Consider the following 15,896-nt stretch of genomic DNA (forward strand, 5'->3'; position numbering starts at 1 on the left):
CCACCCCGACGCTATTCCCTTCCCCGGCAGGGACGGTCCCGTACCGTCCCTGCCGGCGCCCCGGCCGTCCGTCCTCCTTCCCCACCCCTCCGGAGAACCCCGTATGACCCCCGACACCCCCTGGCTGATCGCCGGACTGGGCAACCCCGGCCCGTGGTTCCGGCTCACCCGGCACAACGCGGGCTTCCTGGCCGTGGACCGGCTGGCCGAACGGCACGGCGCCCGGTTCCGCCGGCGCGGGATCGCCACCCTGGTGGCCGAGATCGCCGTCGACGGTCACCGGGTGCTGCTGGCCAAGCCGCTGTGGTCCATCAACCTGTCCGGACGCCCGGTGGCCGCACTGCTGCGCCGCCACGGCGTCCCGGTCGAGCGGCTGGTGGTGGTGCAGGACGACCTGGACTTCGCGTTCGGCTCCGCCCGGCTCAAGCGCGGCGGCGGCCCCGGCGGCCACAACGGGGTGCGCTCGGTGGGCGAGGTGCTCGGCACCCGGGACTTCGTCCGGCTGCGGTTCGGCATCGGACGGCCGCCGAAGGGCCAGAGCGTCGGGGACTTCGTGCTGAAGAAGTTCTCGGAGCAGGAACTGGCCGCCATGCCCGACGAGTTGGACCGGTGCGCGGACGCCGTGGAGACACTGGTGCGGCGCGGCCTGAACCGCGCCCAGGACGCCCTCAACGCCCGCACGGACGCCTAGCCGGGGGCCGAGGAGGGCCATGGGCCTCAGGCCCGGACGGGCCGGGTGAGCAGGGCGGCGGCCGCCGCGACGGCGGCGAGGACGAACAGCACCGTCCGCCCACCGGACGCGGCGCCCGCCAGGTGGACGCCGAGGACGGACAGCGCCATGCCGAGCGCCGTGCCGAGGCTGCGCGCCATGTTCACCATGCCGCCGCCGACCGCCGAGCACTGCGCCGGTATCGCCCGCATCACCAGCGCGTTGTTGGCGGGCAGCAGCAGGCCCAGCCCGTACCCGGCGGTCAGCAGCGGGGCCGCCGCCGCGTCCGAGGCCGGCAGCAGGGCGAACAGCAGCAGTCCGCCGGCGGCGAGCAGCGCACCGAAGCGGCACCTGGTCACGTCCGACCAGCCCCGGGGCAGCAGCCCGGCGCCGACCGTCGCGGCGAACGCGAACGCGGCGGGCAGCAGGGTGACCACCAGGCCCGCGTGGGCCGTCGACACGCCCGCGCCGGTGAGCAGCACCGGGCCCAGCACCAGCGGACAGAACAGCAGCAGGTAGCCGATCAGCGCCACCACCAGGCCGGAGCGCACGCCCGGTGTGTTGACCAGTCCGGGTGCCAGGATCGGCCGGGCGGTCCTCCGTTCCTGGTGCACCAGCGCCACGGTCAGGGCGGCGGAGGTGAGCAGCAGGGCGGCCACCGCCCAGCCGGGCAGGGGCAGCCCGGAGGCGGTGGACAGGGCGAGCAGCAGGGCGGTGGTCGCCCCGGTGAGCAGCAGCATGCCGGGCAGGTCGAAGCGGGCGTCCTCGCTGGCCCCGGTCCGGCGGGCACCCGTCCGCCCGGCCGCGGCGCGTCGGCGGGGGCCCGGTGCGGCGGCCGGAGTGCCCGCCGTCCGGGTGCGGGGCAGCAGGTACCAGCCGGCCAGGATGCCGAACACCGCGATGGGCACGTTGACCCAGAACACCCAGCGCCACGAGGCGTGTTCGACCAGCAGCCCGCCGAGGCTGGGCCCGAGCGCCAGGCCGAGGCCCTGGGCGGAGGCCTGGATGCCGAGCGCGCGCCGCATCGCGTGATCCGGGACGCCGCGCGCGACCAGGGCGACGCTGTTGGCCTGCATCATCGCGGCGCCCACCGCCTGGACGGCGCGGCAGCCGACCAGGGCCCAGAGGCTGCCGGCGAATCCGGCGCCGAGCGAGGAGAGGCCGAAGACCGCGAAGCCGCCGATGTACATCGTCTTGCGGCCGATCAGGTCGGACAGCCAGCCGATCGGGGCCAGCAGGGCGACCAGGACCAGCAGGTACGCGAGGGCGACCCACTCGACGGCGGCGAAGCCCGCGTCGAAGTGGCGGCCGAGGGCGGGGAAGACCAGGGCGATGACGCTGGCGTCGAGCTGGCCGAGGAAGGCGCCGAGGCAGACCGTGCCGACGGCCAGCCAGTGGGCGTGGCGCCAGCCGGAAATGCCGCGCGGCCGGGGCCGCTCGGTGAGCAGCCGCGAGGCAAGAGCGGTGGCGTTCATGTCTCCGAATATATCGGATACAGAGATGTTCTCTCTACGAGCTGATCGCTCTGCGACAGGATGCGTCCCACGGTGCGGACGGTGCCGGACGGACACCTGCCGCGAGGCCCGCAACAGAGCCGCAACACAGCGGGGCCCCGGGCCCCGAACCGGCCGCCGAACCGCCCCGTACCAGGCGATACGCTGTCCGCCATGCCGTCGTCACCACACGTTCCCGACCCCGCCACCGCAAGCCCCGACCCGGCGGTCGAGCACGCCCGGCGGCTGACCGACACCGTCACCCGGCTGCGCCGCGCGCTGCGCAGCAGCATCCGCACCGACTACCCGTGGGAGTCCCTGCCGATGGCGCAGGTCGAGCTCCTCCAGACGCTGGCCGCCGCCCCGCTGCGGGTCGGGGAGCTGGCCGCGCGGCAGCGGCTCGCGCCCAACACCGTCAGCGGGCTGGTCGGGAAACTCCTCGACGCCGGCTTCGTGGACCGCCAGGCCGACCCCGGCGACCGCCGCACCGCCCGGATCGCGCTCACCCCGGCCGGCCGGCGGCAGCTGGACGACTGGCAGCACGCCCACGAGCGCCGGATCGCCACTGCGCTCGCCACCCTCGACCCGGCCGACCGTGCGGCGGTCGTCGACGCCCTGCCGGCACTGGAACAGCTCGCCCGCGCCCTCGCCCAGCCGAGCCCGGGGCCGGGACCGGGACCGGGACCCGAGCAGGGGACCGGCCAGACGCCTGCGCAGGAGTCCACGGCCGACTGAAAAGCACTGGTCGCCGGGGCCCGCCCGGCGTTACCGTCCCCGGCATGACCACCGCAGAGGTACGGATCGAGCCCTGGACGGACGAAGACCTCGCGCTGCTGCGCCGGGTCAACACGCCGGAGATGAAGAAGCACGTCGGCGGGCCGGAGAGCGAGGAGCAGCTGCTCGTACGGCACCGACGCTATCTGGACTTCGTCCCGTCCGGGCTCGGCTGCATGTACCGGATCGTGCTGCTGCCCGAGGGCGAGGCGGTCGGGACGGTCGGCTACGGCACCCGGACCTGGGAGGGCCGGACCGTCCACGAGATGGGGTGGAACGTGCTGCCCGGGTTCCAGGGCCGGGGCGTCGCCGTCGCCGCCACCCGTGCGGCGGTCGCGGCCGCCCGCCGCGAGGCCGCACACCCCCACCTGCACGCCTTCCCCTCCGTGGACAACCCCGCCTCCAACGCGGTCTGCGCGAAGGCCGGGTTCGCGCTGCTCGGCGAGACGGACTTCGAGTTCCCGCCCGGGCGGTTCATGCGCAGCAACAACTGGCGGGTGGACCTGCGGAGCCGAGCGTCCGGCGCATGACCGCTCAGGGGGTGACCCGGCCGGGGGTCGGGCGCTCCGGGAGGGCGTGTTCAGGGGTCGGGTGTGCACGGGGTGAGCGGCCGCGCGGCCTCGGCGGTCAGAACAGGGTGCCGCTCTCCAGGTCCAGCAGCCAGCGCTTGCGGTCCACGCCGGCGGCGAAGCCGGTGAGCGCGCCGCTGGCGCCGAGCACCCGGTGGCAGGGGCGGACGATCAGCAGCGGGTTGGCGCCGACCGCGCCGCCGACCGCCCGGACCATGCGCGGCTCCTGCCCGGCCAGCTCGGCGAGTTCGCCGTAGGTGACGGTCGTGCCGTACGGGATCTCGTCCAGCGCGGCCCAGATCCTGCGGCGGAACTCGGTGCCCTCGGGCGCGAGCGGGAGGTCGAAGCCGGTGCGCTTGCCGGCGAAGTAGGCGGTCAGCTGGGCCACCGGCTCGGCGAGCGCCTCCGGGTCCTGCACCCACTCGTCGGCGGGCTCGGCCAGTGCGTACTTCTGGCCGGGCGCGGTGACGGTGGCCAGCGCGGCCGGTCCGCCGTCCTCGGGCAGCACCCCGCTGAGCAGCAGCCGGCCGAAGGGGCTCTCCATGGTGGTGTAGACGGTGGTGCTCATGCTCGTTCGTTCTCCGTTCCGGTGCTGGTGCTGCTGGTGGTGCTGGTGCTGCTGGTCTTGCTGATGCCGGTGTCATTGCCGGTGTCGATTCCGGTTCCGGTGCTCGCGGGGCCGGCCCACAGCCGGTGGACGGCGTACGAGCGCCACGGGGCCCAGGCCTCGGCGGCGCGGGCGGCGGACTTCGGGTCGCCTGCGGCGCCGAGACGGAGCAGGCCGTGCTTGACGCCCACGTCACTCGGGAGGAAGACGTCGGGGTCGGCCAGGGCCCGCATCCGCAGATAGCCGACCGTCCAGGGGCCGATGCCGGGCAGGTCCAGCAGGGCGGCCGCGGCCTCCTCCCGGTCGGCTCCGCTGTCGAGCCGGACCACGCCCTCGGCGAGCGCGGCGCACAGGCCGGTGAGCGCGCGGCGGCGGGCGACGGGCATCGCGAAGTCCTCCGGGTCGGCGGTGGCCAGGGCCGCCGCGGTCGGGAAGAGCAGGCGCAGGCCACCGCTGGGCTCGGGCAGCGCGGTGCCGTACTTCTCGGCGAGCCGTCCCGCCAGGGTACGGGCGGCGGCGACGCTGATCTGCTGGCCGAGGACGGCGCGGACGGCGAGCTCGTGCGGGTCCACGTGGCCGGGCGAGCGCAGGCCGGGGCGCTCGCGGACCAGCGGGCCGAGCAGCGGGTCGGCGCCGAGCTGCTCGTCGACCGCGAGCGGGTCGGCGTCCAGGTCGAAGAGGATGCGCAGGCGCTGGACGGCGGTCGGCAGGTCGCGGAGGTCGGCGAGCAGGAGGCGGCAGTCGAGCCAGCCGCGGGTGGGCGGCTCGCCCGGCGCCAGGCCGTCGACCTCGGCGATGCCGTGGCCGTACGGGAGCGCGAGGGTGCGACGGTACACGCGCACGCCGGGGCGCGCGCCGGAGACGACCTCCTCCACGCCGGGGACGGCGCGCAGGGCGAGGAAGTCGATCAGGTGCTCGCTGTCGAGCGCACCGCGGTAGGCGAGGCGCAGGGTGAGGCCGCCGGCCGGGGTCGCGGTGCGGCGGCCGGCGGAGACTTCGGAGCGCAGGCCGCTGGGGGTGCGGTCGTAGACCTCGCGCACGGTGTCGTTGAACTGGCGGACGGAGGCGAAGCCGGCCGCGAACGCGACGTCGGTGACGGGCAGTTCGGTGGTCTGGAGGAGCAGCCGGGCAGTCTGCGCACGGCGGGCGCGGGCCAGCGCGATCGGGCCGGCGCCCAGCTCGGCGGTCAACTGGCGCTGCAGTTGGCGGGCGCTGTAGCCGAGGCGGCCGGCCAGCCCGGCGACACCCTCGCGGTCCACCACGCCGTCGCCGATCAGGCGCATCGCCCGGCCGACCAGGTCGGCGCGGTGGTTCCACTCGGGCGAGCCCGGAACGGAGTCGGGGCGGCAGCGGCGGCAGGCGCGGAAACCGGCCCCCTGGGCGGCCGCGGCGCTGGGGTAGAAGACGCAGTTGACGCGCTTGGGCGTCACGGCGGGGCAGCTCGGACGGCAGTAGATGCCGGTGGAGGTGACCGCCGTGAAGAAGACCCCGTCGAAGCGGGAGTCGCGGCTGTCCACGGCTCGGTACCGGATGTCGTCGTCGATCACGCTGTCCAGTTTGAGGCACTGGGCGGGGGGGTGACTGGCGGGAATCGGACATCACCGTTGATCGCCGCTTCGGGGGCCCTCCCCCTCCCCCGCCCCACCCCTCCCCCGCCGCCCACCCACCGCCTCACCCCATGGCCCATCGGCCCTTGGCCCGTAGGCCCACCGGACCACGAGCGCATCGAGCCCATAGAGCCCACCGGGCTGCGAGCCCATCGAGCCCGTCGGGCCGCTGAGCGCCCGGAGCCCCCGGAGCCCGGCCCGCCAGCCCGCCCGCGCCCGAGAGCACCCCACAGGCACCCACCGAGCCCCGGGCCGGAAATTCGCGAGCCCGCCGGCCGCCCCGCCGTTACCCTCGCCGCATGAGTGATCAGCCGTCCTACACCGGCCCGGACGACGCGCGTGTCCTCGCCCTGCCTCCGACCGAGTTCGCGTTCCCCGGCCCCCTGCGGGACCAGCTGGTCGCCGCGATCCTCGACGGCGCCAAGACCAGCACCACCGGCCTGGTCGCCGACTACGAGCACGAGGGCGAGCCCCTGCCGCTGGCCGGTGAGCGCTCCGCGGTCCTCGACTCGGACGGCCGCAGGGTCGCCGTGATCGAGACCACGGACGTCCGGGTGGTCCCGCTCGCGGAGGTCGACCTCCAGCACGCCCTGGACGAGGGCGAGGGGTGCACCAGCGTGGCCGAGTGGCGCGAGGTGCACGAGCGGTTCTGGCGCAGCCCGGAGATGCTCGACGCCCTCGATGACCCGGGTTTCACCGTGGACGACAGCACTCCGGTGGTCCTGCAACGCTTCCGTCTGGTGGCCGACCTCCGCTGAGCCGGGCGGGCCCGGCGGAGGCCGGCCGGCGGCCGTTGCCCGGCGGCCGGCCGGTGCCGGGGCTCAGTGCTTCACCGGACCTCCCGCGGCTCGCATCGACTTGCTGATCGTCTTCCACTTCTTCAGCCGCGCCTTGGCCACCCGGGCGTCCGAACGCGAGGCGATCCACTCGTTCTCGCGCTGGAGCTTGAGGTAGCTGTCCATCCGGCGCTGCGGCAGGGTGCCGTCGGCCAGGGCCTCCTGCACCGCGCAGCCGGGCTCGGTGTGGTGGCCGCAGTCGTGGAAGCGGCACTCCTCGGCCAGCTCGGCTATGTCGGCGAAGGCCAGGTCCACGCCCTCGCCACCGTAGAGGCCGACCTCGCGCAGCCCGGGGGTGTCGATCAGCACGCCCCCGCCGGGCAGCGGGATCAGCTCGCGGGTGGTCGTGGTGTGGCGGCCCTTCTGGTCGACCGCGCGGGCCTCCTGGACGGCCATCGCCTGGGAGCCGACCAGCGCGTTGGTGAGCGTGGACTTGCCGACGCCGGACTGCCCGATCACCGCGGTGGTACCGGGGGTGCAGGCCCGGAGCACGTCCATGCCCTCGCCGGTCTCGGCGCTCACCGCCAGCACCGTGACCCCGGGCGCTATGGCCTCGACGTCGGCCCGGATGAAGTCGGCGTCGTCGACCAGGTCGGCCTTGGTGAGGACGACCAGCGGATCGGCGCCGGACTCCCAGGCCAGGGCGAGGAAGCGCTCGATCCGCCCGAGGTCGGGATCGGTCGCGAGGGAGGAGGCGACCAGCACGGTGTCGACGTTGGCGGCCAGCACCTGGCCGTCGGAACGCTTGCCGGCCACCTTGCGGATGATCGCGGTGGATCGCGGCAGCAGCGCGGCCACGGAGGCCATCGGCTGGGCGTACAGGTCGACCGCCGCCCAGTCGCCCGTGCACGGGCAGTTGATCATGTCGGCGTCGCCCACCGGCCGGGTGTCGAACCGGACGGTGCGCGGCTCGCCCGTCTCCGGGTCGGCGATCACGGCGTCGCACTGGCCGCGGTCGACCCGGACGATCCGGGCCGGGAGCAGCCCGGCCTCGCCGAACGGGGTGAACAGCTCCGCGAGCTCGGCCGTCCAGCCGTAGCCGGTCAGCGCGGAGGCCTCAGCGGAGAACGAAGAAGAGGAGGAAGAGAACGACGGAACGGAGGCAGCGTTGAACAACGCGGTGGCCCTTCGGGAGGAGATGGTCCCGGCGGGCTACGGCTGGCGCGAAGGGCTCAGCCGGCGGCCGGGAAGAGGAGGTGAACGCGAGTGCTGCCCTGGGCAGCTATCGGGGCGACAACGACCACGGGGGTCACCTCCTGCTCTCTACTCCTCGGGCGGCCCAATGGCCCCCGAACCGGACGTGTCACACGCTAGCGGACCGGGGAATCCTGGCCAACCTATTTCTGACCTGCGGAAATTCGGCACAGAGGTCGCCAGGAAGGCTTTGCCGGACCACAATTGGCCCGCCACAAACGGTCACTCGGCCACCTGGCCACCCGGCCACCCGGCCACCCGGCCACCCGGCCACGGTGCGCCCCAGGGCCTAACCCCCGAATCGGTGCTTGAGGTTCGGGTCGTCCAGCCACCACGGCCGCATCCCGGACTCCTCCTCCTCCGGCCGCCCCGCCGCCCGGGCCTGCGCGGCAGCCGCCGCGAAGCGGGCGTCCAGCTCGGCGTCCACCGCCTCGTTCTCCTCCCGTCCCTGCACCACCATCCGCCGCACCAGCGCGGCCAGGAACGGCAGCCCGACCAGGTCCCCCAGCACCCAGAACGCGTTGCCGCCCCAGGTCTGGTCCTGCGCCAGGCTCGGCCCCCACGGCCGGCCGAGCGCCACGTAGTAGTGCTCGGCGACCAGGTGCCCGCCGTAGATCAGCACGATCCCGAGCCCCGCGTCGAAGATCACCTCGGCGAAGGTGATGAACAGCCCGACCAGGTGCGGGTACTCGTGCCCGACCGGGTCAAGCTGCAACCGCGGCCAGAAGTAGGCGAGGCCCAGCAGCACCAGCGCCAGGTGCAGCACCACGTTCCCGAGCCCGCTGGACACCGACCACTCGTACCAGGGCGTGAAGTAGAGCAGCCACGGCGGCGCCATCAGCAGCGCGGTGGAGACCGCCGGGAACATCAGCACCTTGGACGGACGGCTGCGCAGCGCCCGCAGGACGCGCTCCCGCCGGGCCGCCGGCGCCGCCTCGACCAGCAGCGAGACCGGCGCGCCGAGTGCGAGCAGCAGCGGGACGACCATCAGCAGCAGCACGACCTGCACCGCCCGGTCGGTGAAGAGGATCCGCTCGTACACCCCGAGGCCGGAGCAGGTGCACCAGATCCACAGCAGCAGCCCGCCGAGGAACGCGGCGGTCCGGGTGGGCTGCCAGCACCCTTCGCCGGACCCGGCCCCCGGCCGCACCCCACCGGACCCGGCCCCCGGGTGCCCGCCACCGCCGCCCGCCCGCTCCCCGGCCGCCCGGTTGACGCTGCGCACCGCCACCAGGTACCAGGCACCGAGCAGCACCGACAGCACGAGCACCAGCGGTTCAGCCGTCCAGGAGGTCGCCAGGTCGGACCACTGCCACGGCGGCGGCCCGCCGTAGGCGAGCACCGAGGCGGGGCCGCCCACCACACCGTCCACCGCTGCGTCCATCCGCCCGCTCACCTCGCTCGTTCCGGCGGCCCCCACCGGTCGGGAACCCCGCCGCCGGGACGCCCCGGCGCCCGGCCATGATGTCCCTCCACGACGGCCCCGCCGCACCCGGGGCCCAGCTCTATACCCGGACCTGAACAAAGCTTTACCGGGCCCCAACAAAGCTTTGCCCAGGCAAAGTTCCGCCCTCCGTCCCCTTCTTCTCGCAACCGCGGCGAAGACACAAACGTCTGGCAGGATGCACCGTCGGCGACACCGCCACGTGGGCGACAAGGGGATGACAAGAGGTGCGAACCACTGCACGCGGCGACGGCCGTCGGCTCGCGGCGCGCCACCGCAACATCGAACTGGGCCTGCTGGCCCTCGCGGTGGCCGTCTGTCTGGCGGGACACGTCGACGCCAGTCTGGCGCTCACCGGCAGGATGCCGCCCGGGCTGCTGGTGCACGGTCTGTCGCTGGGCGCGCTGGCCGGGGCGGCCCACCTGGCGGTGCGCCGGTTCGCCCCGTACGCCGATCCGCTGATCCTGCCGCTGGGCGCCTTCCTGACCGGCTTCGGGCTGGTGCTGCTGGACCGGCTGGACTTCAGCTACAAGGCCGCGCACACCGCCAAGGGCGACTACCAGAAGATCCCGGCCGCGCCCTCCCAGCTGATGTGGGTGTTCATCTCGGTGGCGGTGGCGCTCGCGCTGATCGTCCTCGTCAAGCACCACCGCTTCTTCCAGCGCTACGTCTACCTGCTGATGGCGGGTGCGCTGATCCTGCTGGCCGCGCCGGTGCTCTCCCCGGGCGACAGCTTCGGCGCCAAGCGCTGGATCCGGCTGTTCGGGCTCTCCTTCGAGCCGGACGAGTTCGTGAAGGTCGCGATCACGATCTTCTTCGCGGGGTACCTGATGGCCTCCCGGGACGCCCTGGCGCTGGCCGGGCGGAAGGTCTGGGGGCTGACCCTGCCGCGCGGGCGGCACGCCGGCCCGGTGCTGGCGATCTGGGTGGTCAGCCTGCTGGTGCTGATCTTCGAACGCGACCTGGGCACCTCGCTCATCTTCTTCGGCGTCTTCATCGTGATGCTGTACGTGGCGACCGAGCGCACCAGCTGGGTGGTGCTCGGCCTGCTGATGGCGGTCGGCGGCGCGGCGGTGGTCGGCACCGTGGAGCCCCACGTGCACGGCCGGGTCGAGGCCTGGCTGCACCCGCTCGACTACTACAAGCCGGTGCACGACAAGGCGATCTCCGAGCAGCCCGCCGAGGCCCTGTTCAGCCTGGGCACCGGGCACCTGACCGGGACCGGCCTGGGCTCGGGACGGCCCTGGCTGATCGGCTTCGCCGGGCGCAGCGACTTCATCTTCACCACCATCGGCGAGGAGCTGGGCCTGGCCGGGGTGACCGCGATCCTGCTGGTCTACGTGCTGCTGATCCAGCGCGGCCTGCGCACCGCGATCGGCCTGACCGACCCGTTCGGCAAGCTGCTGGCCACCGGTCTGTCGGCGGCGCTGGCGCTCCAGGTCTTCGTGGTGGTCGGCGGGGTGAGCGGGCTGGTCCCGCTGACCGGCAAGGCGCTGCCGTTCCTGGCCGCCGGCGGTTCGTCGCTGCTGGCGAACTGGCTGATGGTGGCGCTGCTGATCAAGCTGAGCGACTCCTCCGGGCGCACCGCCCTGGACCCGGTCCAGCCCTCCCCCGAGCCGCTCCCGACCCAGGCCGGCCCGGTCGAACGGCCGGGGCAGGCCGATCCGTCCGCGGCCGGCCCGTTGCCCTCCGGCCCGTACGACCCGTACGGGCCGTACGACCCGTCAGCCCCGGACCCGACGGGACCGAACCCATCGAACCCGGCCCTCGCCACCCCCGGCGCGGCCGACCCCTCCGCCCCGACCCAGCTGCGCCCGGCGTACGGCCATCCGCCGAACCCGGCCGCCCCCTGACCTGCCGGCACCGACGCGACAGGGCCTCCCCCGCACCCGCGGGAGAGGCCCTGTCCGTGTCCTGCCGTCCGCCCCGCTACCGCTGTTCCCACGGCGGGCGGGGCGGCCGGGGCGGGTACCCCGGCACCTGCTGCCCGGGCGGGCCCGGCGGCGGCCCGGGCACAGGCCCCGCGACAGGTCCCGGCGGCGGCCCCGACTGCGGCCCCGACTGCGGCCCCGGCCGAGCCGCCGGCGGCTGCCCGGTCGGCCGGTCGCTGTCCGGCGGCGGCGGGGCGGGCCGGTGGTGCGGCCCGCCGCGGCTGGTGAGCCGGCCGCGCACGTTGTCGGCGGCCAGCACGTCGGCCCACCGCTCCGGGTACTCGGAGGGCGCGTCGACGTCCTCGCCCTCGTCCTCTCCCCACTCCTCCTCGACACCCTCGGCGAGCCCGAGTTCGCGGGCGCGCCGGGCCCGTTCGACGGCCCGCCGGGCGGCGACCTCGCGGACCACGGCCGCGGCCGCCTCCTCCTGCGCGCGCTCGTTCTCGGCGCGCGCGTCGGCGGTCTCCAGGGTGGGCCAGCGGCGGTCTATCGCGGCGTTCATCGCGGCGCCGATGAGCACCGCGAGCGCCACCACGAAGATCCACAGCAGGACGGCCACCGGCGCCGCCAGCGAGCCGTACACCGAGGGGCCCTCGACCGAGCTGACCAGGTAGACCCGCAGGCCGACACTGCAGAAGACCAGCACCACCAGGGCGACCAGGGCGCCGGGGATGTCCTCGCGCCACGGGGTCGAGACCGGGACGGCCAGGTGGTAGAGGGTGGTCAGCGAGACGGTCAGCAGCACGATCGCGACCGGCCAGTAGAGGGCGCCGACCAGCCCGGCCACCCCCGGCACGGCGTTCTCCAGCAGCCCCGGCCCGACCATCAGCAGCGGCAGCACCAGCGAGCCGATCACCAGCGCGCCGAAGTAGAGGCTGAGCGACATCAGCCGGGTCTTGACGATGCCTCGCTTGCCGTCGAGCCCGTACATGACGGTGATGGTGTCGATGAAGATGTAGAGGGCCCGGGAGCCGGACCACAGCGACAGCAGGAAGCCGATCGAGACGAGGTCGGGCCGGGTGCGGTCGAACACCCCGTCCAGCAGCGGGACCACGACCTCGTTGACGGAGGAGTCCGACAGCACCGTCCCGGAGGCCGAGAGGATGCTCTTCTTGAGCCCGGCGATGGTGCCCGCGCCGACGAACTCGTCGAGGTAGCCGAGGGTGCCGGCCAGGCCGAGCAGCAGCGGCGGGATCGACAGCAGGGTGAAGAAGGCCGCCTCCGCGGCGAGCCCGGTGACCCGGTACTCGACGCAGGTGTTGGTGGTGTCCTTCACCAGTTCCCACGCCGTGCGGCGCCAGGTGGCCTGTTTGGCCGCGCGCCGGGATCCCTTGCCCCGGCGCCGGGAGGGCCGCTCGGCGTTCGGTCTGCTCGTATCGCCTGCTGCTTGCACAGGGCCAACCGTATCGGGCCGGGGCTCGCACGGTTGATCTCCCCCGGCTACGGGCGCGTGGCCGGACGCCCGGGCGGGGAGCGGCGGGAACATCCGAGTGTCCCACATGACGAAACGTCAGCGTCCAGCATCCGGATGTTAGTGGACCGCGAGTCCCGCGCCGTGCGAATCTCTTGCCATGTCTAGCGCCGGAACCACCCTAGTAGGTCGACTCCACGTCGACCTCCTTCGCGTGTCCAGCGCCATCTGTCCGGTGACCTGAGCCCGCACCCCCGCCGCACCACCGCACCCGGCGCCGCCCTTCCCGCCGTCCCCGCCGAAGCGGATGCGCAGGCGCCCGCCCGGCCCTGGTCACTGCCCTCAAGGCCTTGAGAAATCCGCAGGTCAGAGCAGCACCGTACGGCCGAGCACGCCCGCGACCCATTCGGCGCCAGCGCCACCTGCCCAGAAGGACTTCACCATGGCCACCCCTCCCGAGACCGTCGAGCCCACGGCCGACCGCGCCGCCGAGCGCCGCCCCGCGGCAGCCCGCAAGGTGACCCGCCACCGCGGCGAGGGCCAGTGGGGCATGGGCCACCACACCCCCCTGAACGCCAACGAGCAGTTCAAGAAGGACGACGACGGTCTCAATGTGCGGACACGCATTGAGACGATCTACGCGCACCGGGGCTTCGACTCGATCGACCCGGCCGACCTGCGTGGCCGGATGCGCTGGTGGGGGCTCTACACCCAGCGCAAGGAGGGCATCGACGGCGGCAAGACCGCGATCCTGGACCCGCACGAGCTGGATGCCGAGTTCTTCATGCTCCGCGTGCGCATCGACGGCGGCCGGCTGACCGTCCCCCAGCTGCGGGCGATCGCCGAGGTCTCCGAGCAGTACGCCCGCGGCACCGCCGACCTGACCGACCGCCAGAACATCCAGTACCACTGGATCCGGATCGAGGACGTCCCCGCGATCTGGCAGAAGCTGGAGGCCGTCGGCCTGTCCACCACCGAGGCCTGCGGCGACACCCCGCGCGTCATCCTCGGCTCCCCGGTGGCCGGCATCGCCGAGGACGAGATCATCGACGGCACCCCCGCCATCGAGGAGATCCAGCGCCGCTTCATCGGCAACCCGGACTTCTCCAACCTGCCGCGCAAGTTCAAGAGCGCGGTCTCCGGTTCCCCGCTGCTGGACGTCGCGCACGAGATCAACGACGTCTCCTTCGTCGGCGTGGTCCACCCCGAGCACGGCCCCGGCTTCGACCTGTGGGTCGGCGGCGGCCTGTCCACCAACCCCAAGCTGGGCGTGCGGCTGGGCGCGTGGGTCCCGCTGGACCAGGTGCCGGACGTCTACGGCGGCGTCATCGGCATCTTCCGCGACTACGGCTACCGGCGCCTGCGCAACCGCGCCCGGCTGAAGTTCCTGGTCGCCGACTGGGGCGTGGAGAAGTTCCGCCGGGTGCTGGAGGAGGAGTACCTGAAGCTCAAGCTGACCGACGGTCCCGCCCCGGCCGAGCCCGCCGCCCGCTGGCGCGACCACGTCGGCGTCCACCGCCAGAAGGACGGCCGGTTCTACATCGGCTTCGCGCCGCGCGTCGGCCGGGTCGACGGCAAGCTGCTCGGCCGGATCGCCGACCTCGCCGCCGCCCACGGCAGCGACCGGGTGCGCACCACCGCCGAGCAGAAGATGCTCATCCTCGACGTCGCCGAGGAGCACGTCGACTCCGTGGTGGCCGGCCTGGAGGAGCTCGACCTGCGGGTCACCCCGTCGCCGTTCCGCCGCGGCACCATGGCCTGCACCGGCATCGAGTACTGCAAGCTCGCCATCGTCGAGACCAAGGAGCGCGGCCGCACGCTCATCGACGAGCTGGAGCAGCGCCTGCCGGACTTCGCCGAGCCGCTGACCATCAACATCAACGGCTGCCCGAACGCCTGCGCCCGCATCCAGGTCGCCGACATCGGCCTCAAGGGCCAGCTGGTCACCGACGAGCACGGCAACCAGGTCGAGGGCTACCAGGTGCACCTCGGCGGCGCGCTCGGCCTGGAGGCCGGCTTCGGCCGCAAGGTCCGCGGCCTGAAGGTCACCAGCGCGGGCCTGCCCGACTACGTCGAGCGCGTGCTGACCCGCTACCAGGCCGACCGCACCGAGGGCGAGCGCTTCGCCCAGTGGGCGGCCCGGGCGAGCGAGGAGCAGCTCTCGTGAGTGAGCGTGCCGCCCCTTTCTTCTGCCCGTACTGCGGGGACGAGGACCTGCGTCCCTCGGAGGCCGGGCACGGCGCCTGGGAGTGCCACGGATGCCGCCGCGCCTTCGGGTTGAAGTTCCTCGGCCTACTGTCACCGACCGACCACGGGGGTACGCCACATGAGCAGCACCGCGACTGACCACGAGGCGACAGCCGTCCGGGCCGGCCGCGAGCTGGAGGAGGCGACCCCGCAGGAGATCCTGACGTGGGCCGCCGACACCTTCGGGAAGCGGTTCTGCGTCACCTCCTCGATGGAGGACGCGGTCGTCGCCCACCTCGCCTCCTCGGTGTTCCCCGGCGTGGACGTGGTGTTCCTGGACACCGGCTACCACTTCGCCGAGACCATCGGGACGCGGGACGCGGTGGCCGCGACCATGCCGGTCAACGTCATCACGCTCACCCCGTTGAAGACCGTGGCCGAGCAGGACGCCGAGCACGGGCCCGACCTGCACGACCGCGACCCGGACCTGTGCTGCTCGCTGCGCAAGGTCGAGCCGCTCGACCGCGGCCTGGCCGCCTACGACGCCTGGGCGACCGGGCTGCGCCGCGACGAGTCGCCGACCCGGGCGAACACCCCCGTGGTGTCCTGGGACCCGAAGCGCCGGAAGGTCAAGATCGCCCCGATCGCCCGGTGGACCCAGGAGGACGTGGACGCCTACGTCGCCGCCAACGGGGTGCTGCTCAACCCGCTGCTGTGGGAGGGCTACACCTCGATCGGCTGCTCCCCGCTGTCCTGCACCCGCAAGCCCGCCGAGGGCGAGGACGCCCGGGCCGGCCGCTGGTCCGGCTCCGGCAAGACCGAGTGCGGCATCCACCTCTGACCGTCCGTGGACGACCGTCAACTACTGCGTAAGGAAGACACCGTGACAGCTCACACCCTGGCCGCCGACGGAGCCGCAGGGGCGGCCCGCCCGGCCGCCCCCTGCGAGCGCGGCGCCACCGTGTGGCTGACCGGGCTGCCGAGCGCGGGCAAGACCACGCTGGCCTTCGCGCTGGCCGAGCGGCTGCGCGCCGAGGGTCACAGGGTCGAGGTGCTCGACGGTGACGAGATCCGCGAGTTCCTCTCCAAGGGTCTCGGTTTCTCCCGCGAGGACCGCCACACCAACGTGACCCG

At 73.8% G+C, this 15,896-nt stretch carries 16 protein-coding genes; 10 read left to right on the plus strand and 6 right to left on the minus strand.

The annotated features are described in order from the left end of the window. Positions 1-103 precede the first annotated feature (103 nt). The gene (gene pth, locus AB0O11_RS37630) at positions 104-691 is read left to right on the plus strand and encodes an aminoacyl-tRNA hydrolase (RefSeq protein ID WP_363396583.1); all 588 of its coding nucleotides are present in this window, start codon (positions 104-106) and stop codon (positions 689-691) included. A 26-nt stretch (positions 692-717) separates the two neighbouring features. Here the strand turns inward: pth and AB0O11_RS37635 are convergent, their stop codons facing one another. Beyond that, a complete protein-coding gene (locus AB0O11_RS37635; protein WP_363396586.1) occupies positions 718-2,184 on the minus strand; it encodes an MFS transporter in 1,467 nt (488 codons plus the stop codon). Positions 2,185-2,376: 192 nt separating this feature from the next. On the opposite strand from AB0O11_RS37635, the gene AB0O11_RS37640 reads away from it, so the two are divergent. Continuing rightward, positions 2,377-2,937, plus strand: a complete 561-nt coding sequence (locus tag AB0O11_RS37640; RefSeq protein WP_363396589.1) for a MarR family transcriptional regulator — start codon at positions 2,377-2,379, stop codon at positions 2,935-2,937. A gap of 44 nt (positions 2,938-2,981) precedes the next feature. Beyond that, entirely contained in the window at positions 2,982-3,506 is a 525-nt protein-coding gene (locus AB0O11_RS37645; RefSeq protein ID WP_363396592.1) for a GNAT family N-acetyltransferase, read from the plus strand. A 97-nt stretch (positions 3,507-3,603) separates the two neighbouring features. Here AB0O11_RS37645 and AB0O11_RS37650 read toward each other — a convergent pair whose 3' ends face one another. Then, positions 3,604-4,113 (minus strand): methylated-DNA--[protein]-cysteine S-methyltransferase, encoded by a 510-nt coding sequence (locus AB0O11_RS37650; protein WP_363396595.1) that lies wholly within the window; start codon positions 4,111-4,113, stop codon positions 3,604-3,606. Then, on the minus strand, positions 4,110-5,696 hold the full coding sequence (locus tag AB0O11_RS37655) for an AlkA N-terminal domain-containing protein (RefSeq protein ID WP_363396622.1): 1,587 nt from the start codon (positions 5,694-5,696) through the stop codon (positions 4,110-4,112). The genes AB0O11_RS37650 and AB0O11_RS37655 overlap by 4 nt, the downstream gene beginning before the upstream one ends. A 362-nt stretch (positions 5,697-6,058) precedes the next feature. Here AB0O11_RS37655 and AB0O11_RS37660 point away from each other — a divergent pair, with 362 nt between their 5' ends. Further along, positions 6,059-6,517 (plus strand): ASCH domain-containing protein, encoded by a 459-nt coding sequence (locus AB0O11_RS37660; protein WP_363396598.1) that lies wholly within the window; start codon positions 6,059-6,061, stop codon positions 6,515-6,517. Positions 6,518-6,580: 63 nt separating this feature from the next. On the opposite strand, the gene rsgA is transcribed toward AB0O11_RS37660, so the two are convergent. Together rsgA and AB0O11_RS37670 are read right to left on the minus strand one after the other, a co-directional pair. Further along, positions 6,581-7,711, minus strand: a complete 1,131-nt coding sequence (gene rsgA, locus AB0O11_RS37665; RefSeq protein ID WP_363396601.1) for a ribosome small subunit-dependent GTPase A — start codon at positions 7,709-7,711, stop codon at positions 6,581-6,583. 367 nt (positions 7,712-8,078) lie between these two features. Next, positions 8,079-9,173: a cytochrome c oxidase assembly protein gene (locus tag AB0O11_RS37670; protein WP_363396604.1), complete on the minus strand. Its 1,095-nt coding sequence runs from the start codon at positions 9,171-9,173 to the stop codon at positions 8,079-8,081. A 287-nt stretch (positions 9,174-9,460) separates the two neighbouring features. On the opposite strand from AB0O11_RS37670, the gene AB0O11_RS37675 reads away from it, so the two are divergent. Further along, positions 9,461-11,086, plus strand: coding sequence for an FtsW/RodA/SpoVE family cell cycle protein (locus AB0O11_RS37675; RefSeq protein ID WP_363396607.1), 1,626 nt, complete (start codon positions 9,461-9,463; stop codon positions 11,084-11,086). A 76-nt stretch (positions 11,087-11,162) separates the two neighbouring features. On the opposite strand, the gene AB0O11_RS37680 is transcribed toward AB0O11_RS37675, so the two are convergent. Then, positions 11,163-12,557 carry a YihY/virulence factor BrkB family protein gene (locus AB0O11_RS37680; protein ID WP_363396610.1) on the minus strand — a complete coding sequence of 465 codons (1,395 nt, stop codon included), beginning with the start codon at positions 12,555-12,557 and terminating at the stop codon, positions 11,163-11,165. 178 nt (positions 12,558-12,735) lie between these two features. Here AB0O11_RS37680 and AB0O11_RS37685 point away from each other — a divergent pair, with 178 nt between their 5' ends. The 5 genes from AB0O11_RS37685 to AB0O11_RS37705 all read left to right on the plus strand — a co-directional run. Beyond that, the gene (locus AB0O11_RS37685) at positions 12,736-12,819 is read left to right on the plus strand and encodes a putative leader peptide (protein WP_318264789.1); all 84 of its coding nucleotides are present in this window, start codon (positions 12,736-12,738) and stop codon (positions 12,817-12,819) included. A 198-nt stretch (positions 12,820-13,017) separates the two neighbouring features. After that, positions 13,018-14,742, plus strand: coding sequence for a nitrite/sulfite reductase (locus AB0O11_RS37690; protein ID WP_363396613.1), 1,725 nt, complete (start codon positions 13,018-13,020; stop codon positions 14,740-14,742). Next, positions 14,739-14,921, plus strand: coding sequence for a hypothetical protein (locus AB0O11_RS37695; protein WP_363396616.1), 183 nt, complete (start codon positions 14,739-14,741; stop codon positions 14,919-14,921). Before AB0O11_RS37690 ends, AB0O11_RS37695 begins: the two co-directional genes overlap by 4 nt. Further along, entirely contained in the window at positions 14,902-15,603 is a 702-nt protein-coding gene (locus tag AB0O11_RS37700; RefSeq protein WP_363396619.1) for a phosphoadenylyl-sulfate reductase, read from the plus strand. Before AB0O11_RS37695 ends, AB0O11_RS37700 begins: the two co-directional genes overlap by 20 nt. Positions 15,604-15,660: 57 nt before the next feature. Beyond that, a partial coding sequence (locus AB0O11_RS37705; protein ID WP_363396625.1) for an adenylyl-sulfate kinase occupies positions 15,661-15,896 on the plus strand: 236 nt, incomplete at its 3' end.

The organism is Kitasatospora sp. NPDC093102 (assembly GCF_040683915.1).
GTDB lineage: Bacteria > Actinomycetota > Actinomycetes > Streptomycetales > Streptomycetaceae > Kitasatospora.

Excerpts from the sequence above, each read along its gene's own strand:
- pth (WP_363396583.1), top strand. The coding sequence starts at position 104 with ATGACCCCCGACACCCCCTGGCTGATCGCCGGACTGGGCAACCCCGGC.
- AB0O11_RS37635 (WP_363396586.1), bottom strand. The coding sequence starts at position 2,184 with ATGAACGCCACCGCTCTTGCCTCGCGGCTGCTCACCGAGCGGCCCCGG.
- AB0O11_RS37640 (WP_363396589.1), top strand. The coding sequence starts at position 2,377 with ATGCCGTCGTCACCACACGTTCCCGACCCCGCCACCGCAAGCCCCGAC.
- AB0O11_RS37645 (WP_363396592.1), top strand. The coding sequence starts at position 2,982 with ATGACCACCGCAGAGGTACGGATCGAGCCCTGGACGGACGAAGACCTC.
- AB0O11_RS37650 (WP_363396595.1), bottom strand. The coding sequence starts at position 4,113 with ATGAGCACCACCGTCTACACCACCATGGAGAGCCCCTTCGGCCGGCTG.
- AB0O11_RS37660 (WP_363396598.1), top strand. The coding sequence starts at position 6,059 with ATGAGTGATCAGCCGTCCTACACCGGCCCGGACGACGCGCGTGTCCTC.
- AB0O11_RS37670 (WP_363396604.1), bottom strand. The coding sequence starts at position 9,173 with ATGGACGCAGCGGTGGACGGTGTGGTGGGCGGCCCCGCCTCGGTGCTC.
- AB0O11_RS37685 (WP_318264789.1), top strand. The coding sequence starts at position 12,736 with ATGTCTAGCGCCGGAACCACCCTAGTAGGTCGACTCCACGTCGACCTC.
- AB0O11_RS37690 (WP_363396613.1), top strand. The coding sequence starts at position 13,018 with ATGGCCACCCCTCCCGAGACCGTCGAGCCCACGGCCGACCGCGCCGCC.
- AB0O11_RS37700 (WP_363396619.1), top strand. The coding sequence starts at position 14,902 with ATGAGCAGCACCGCGACTGACCACGAGGCGACAGCCGTCCGGGCCGGC.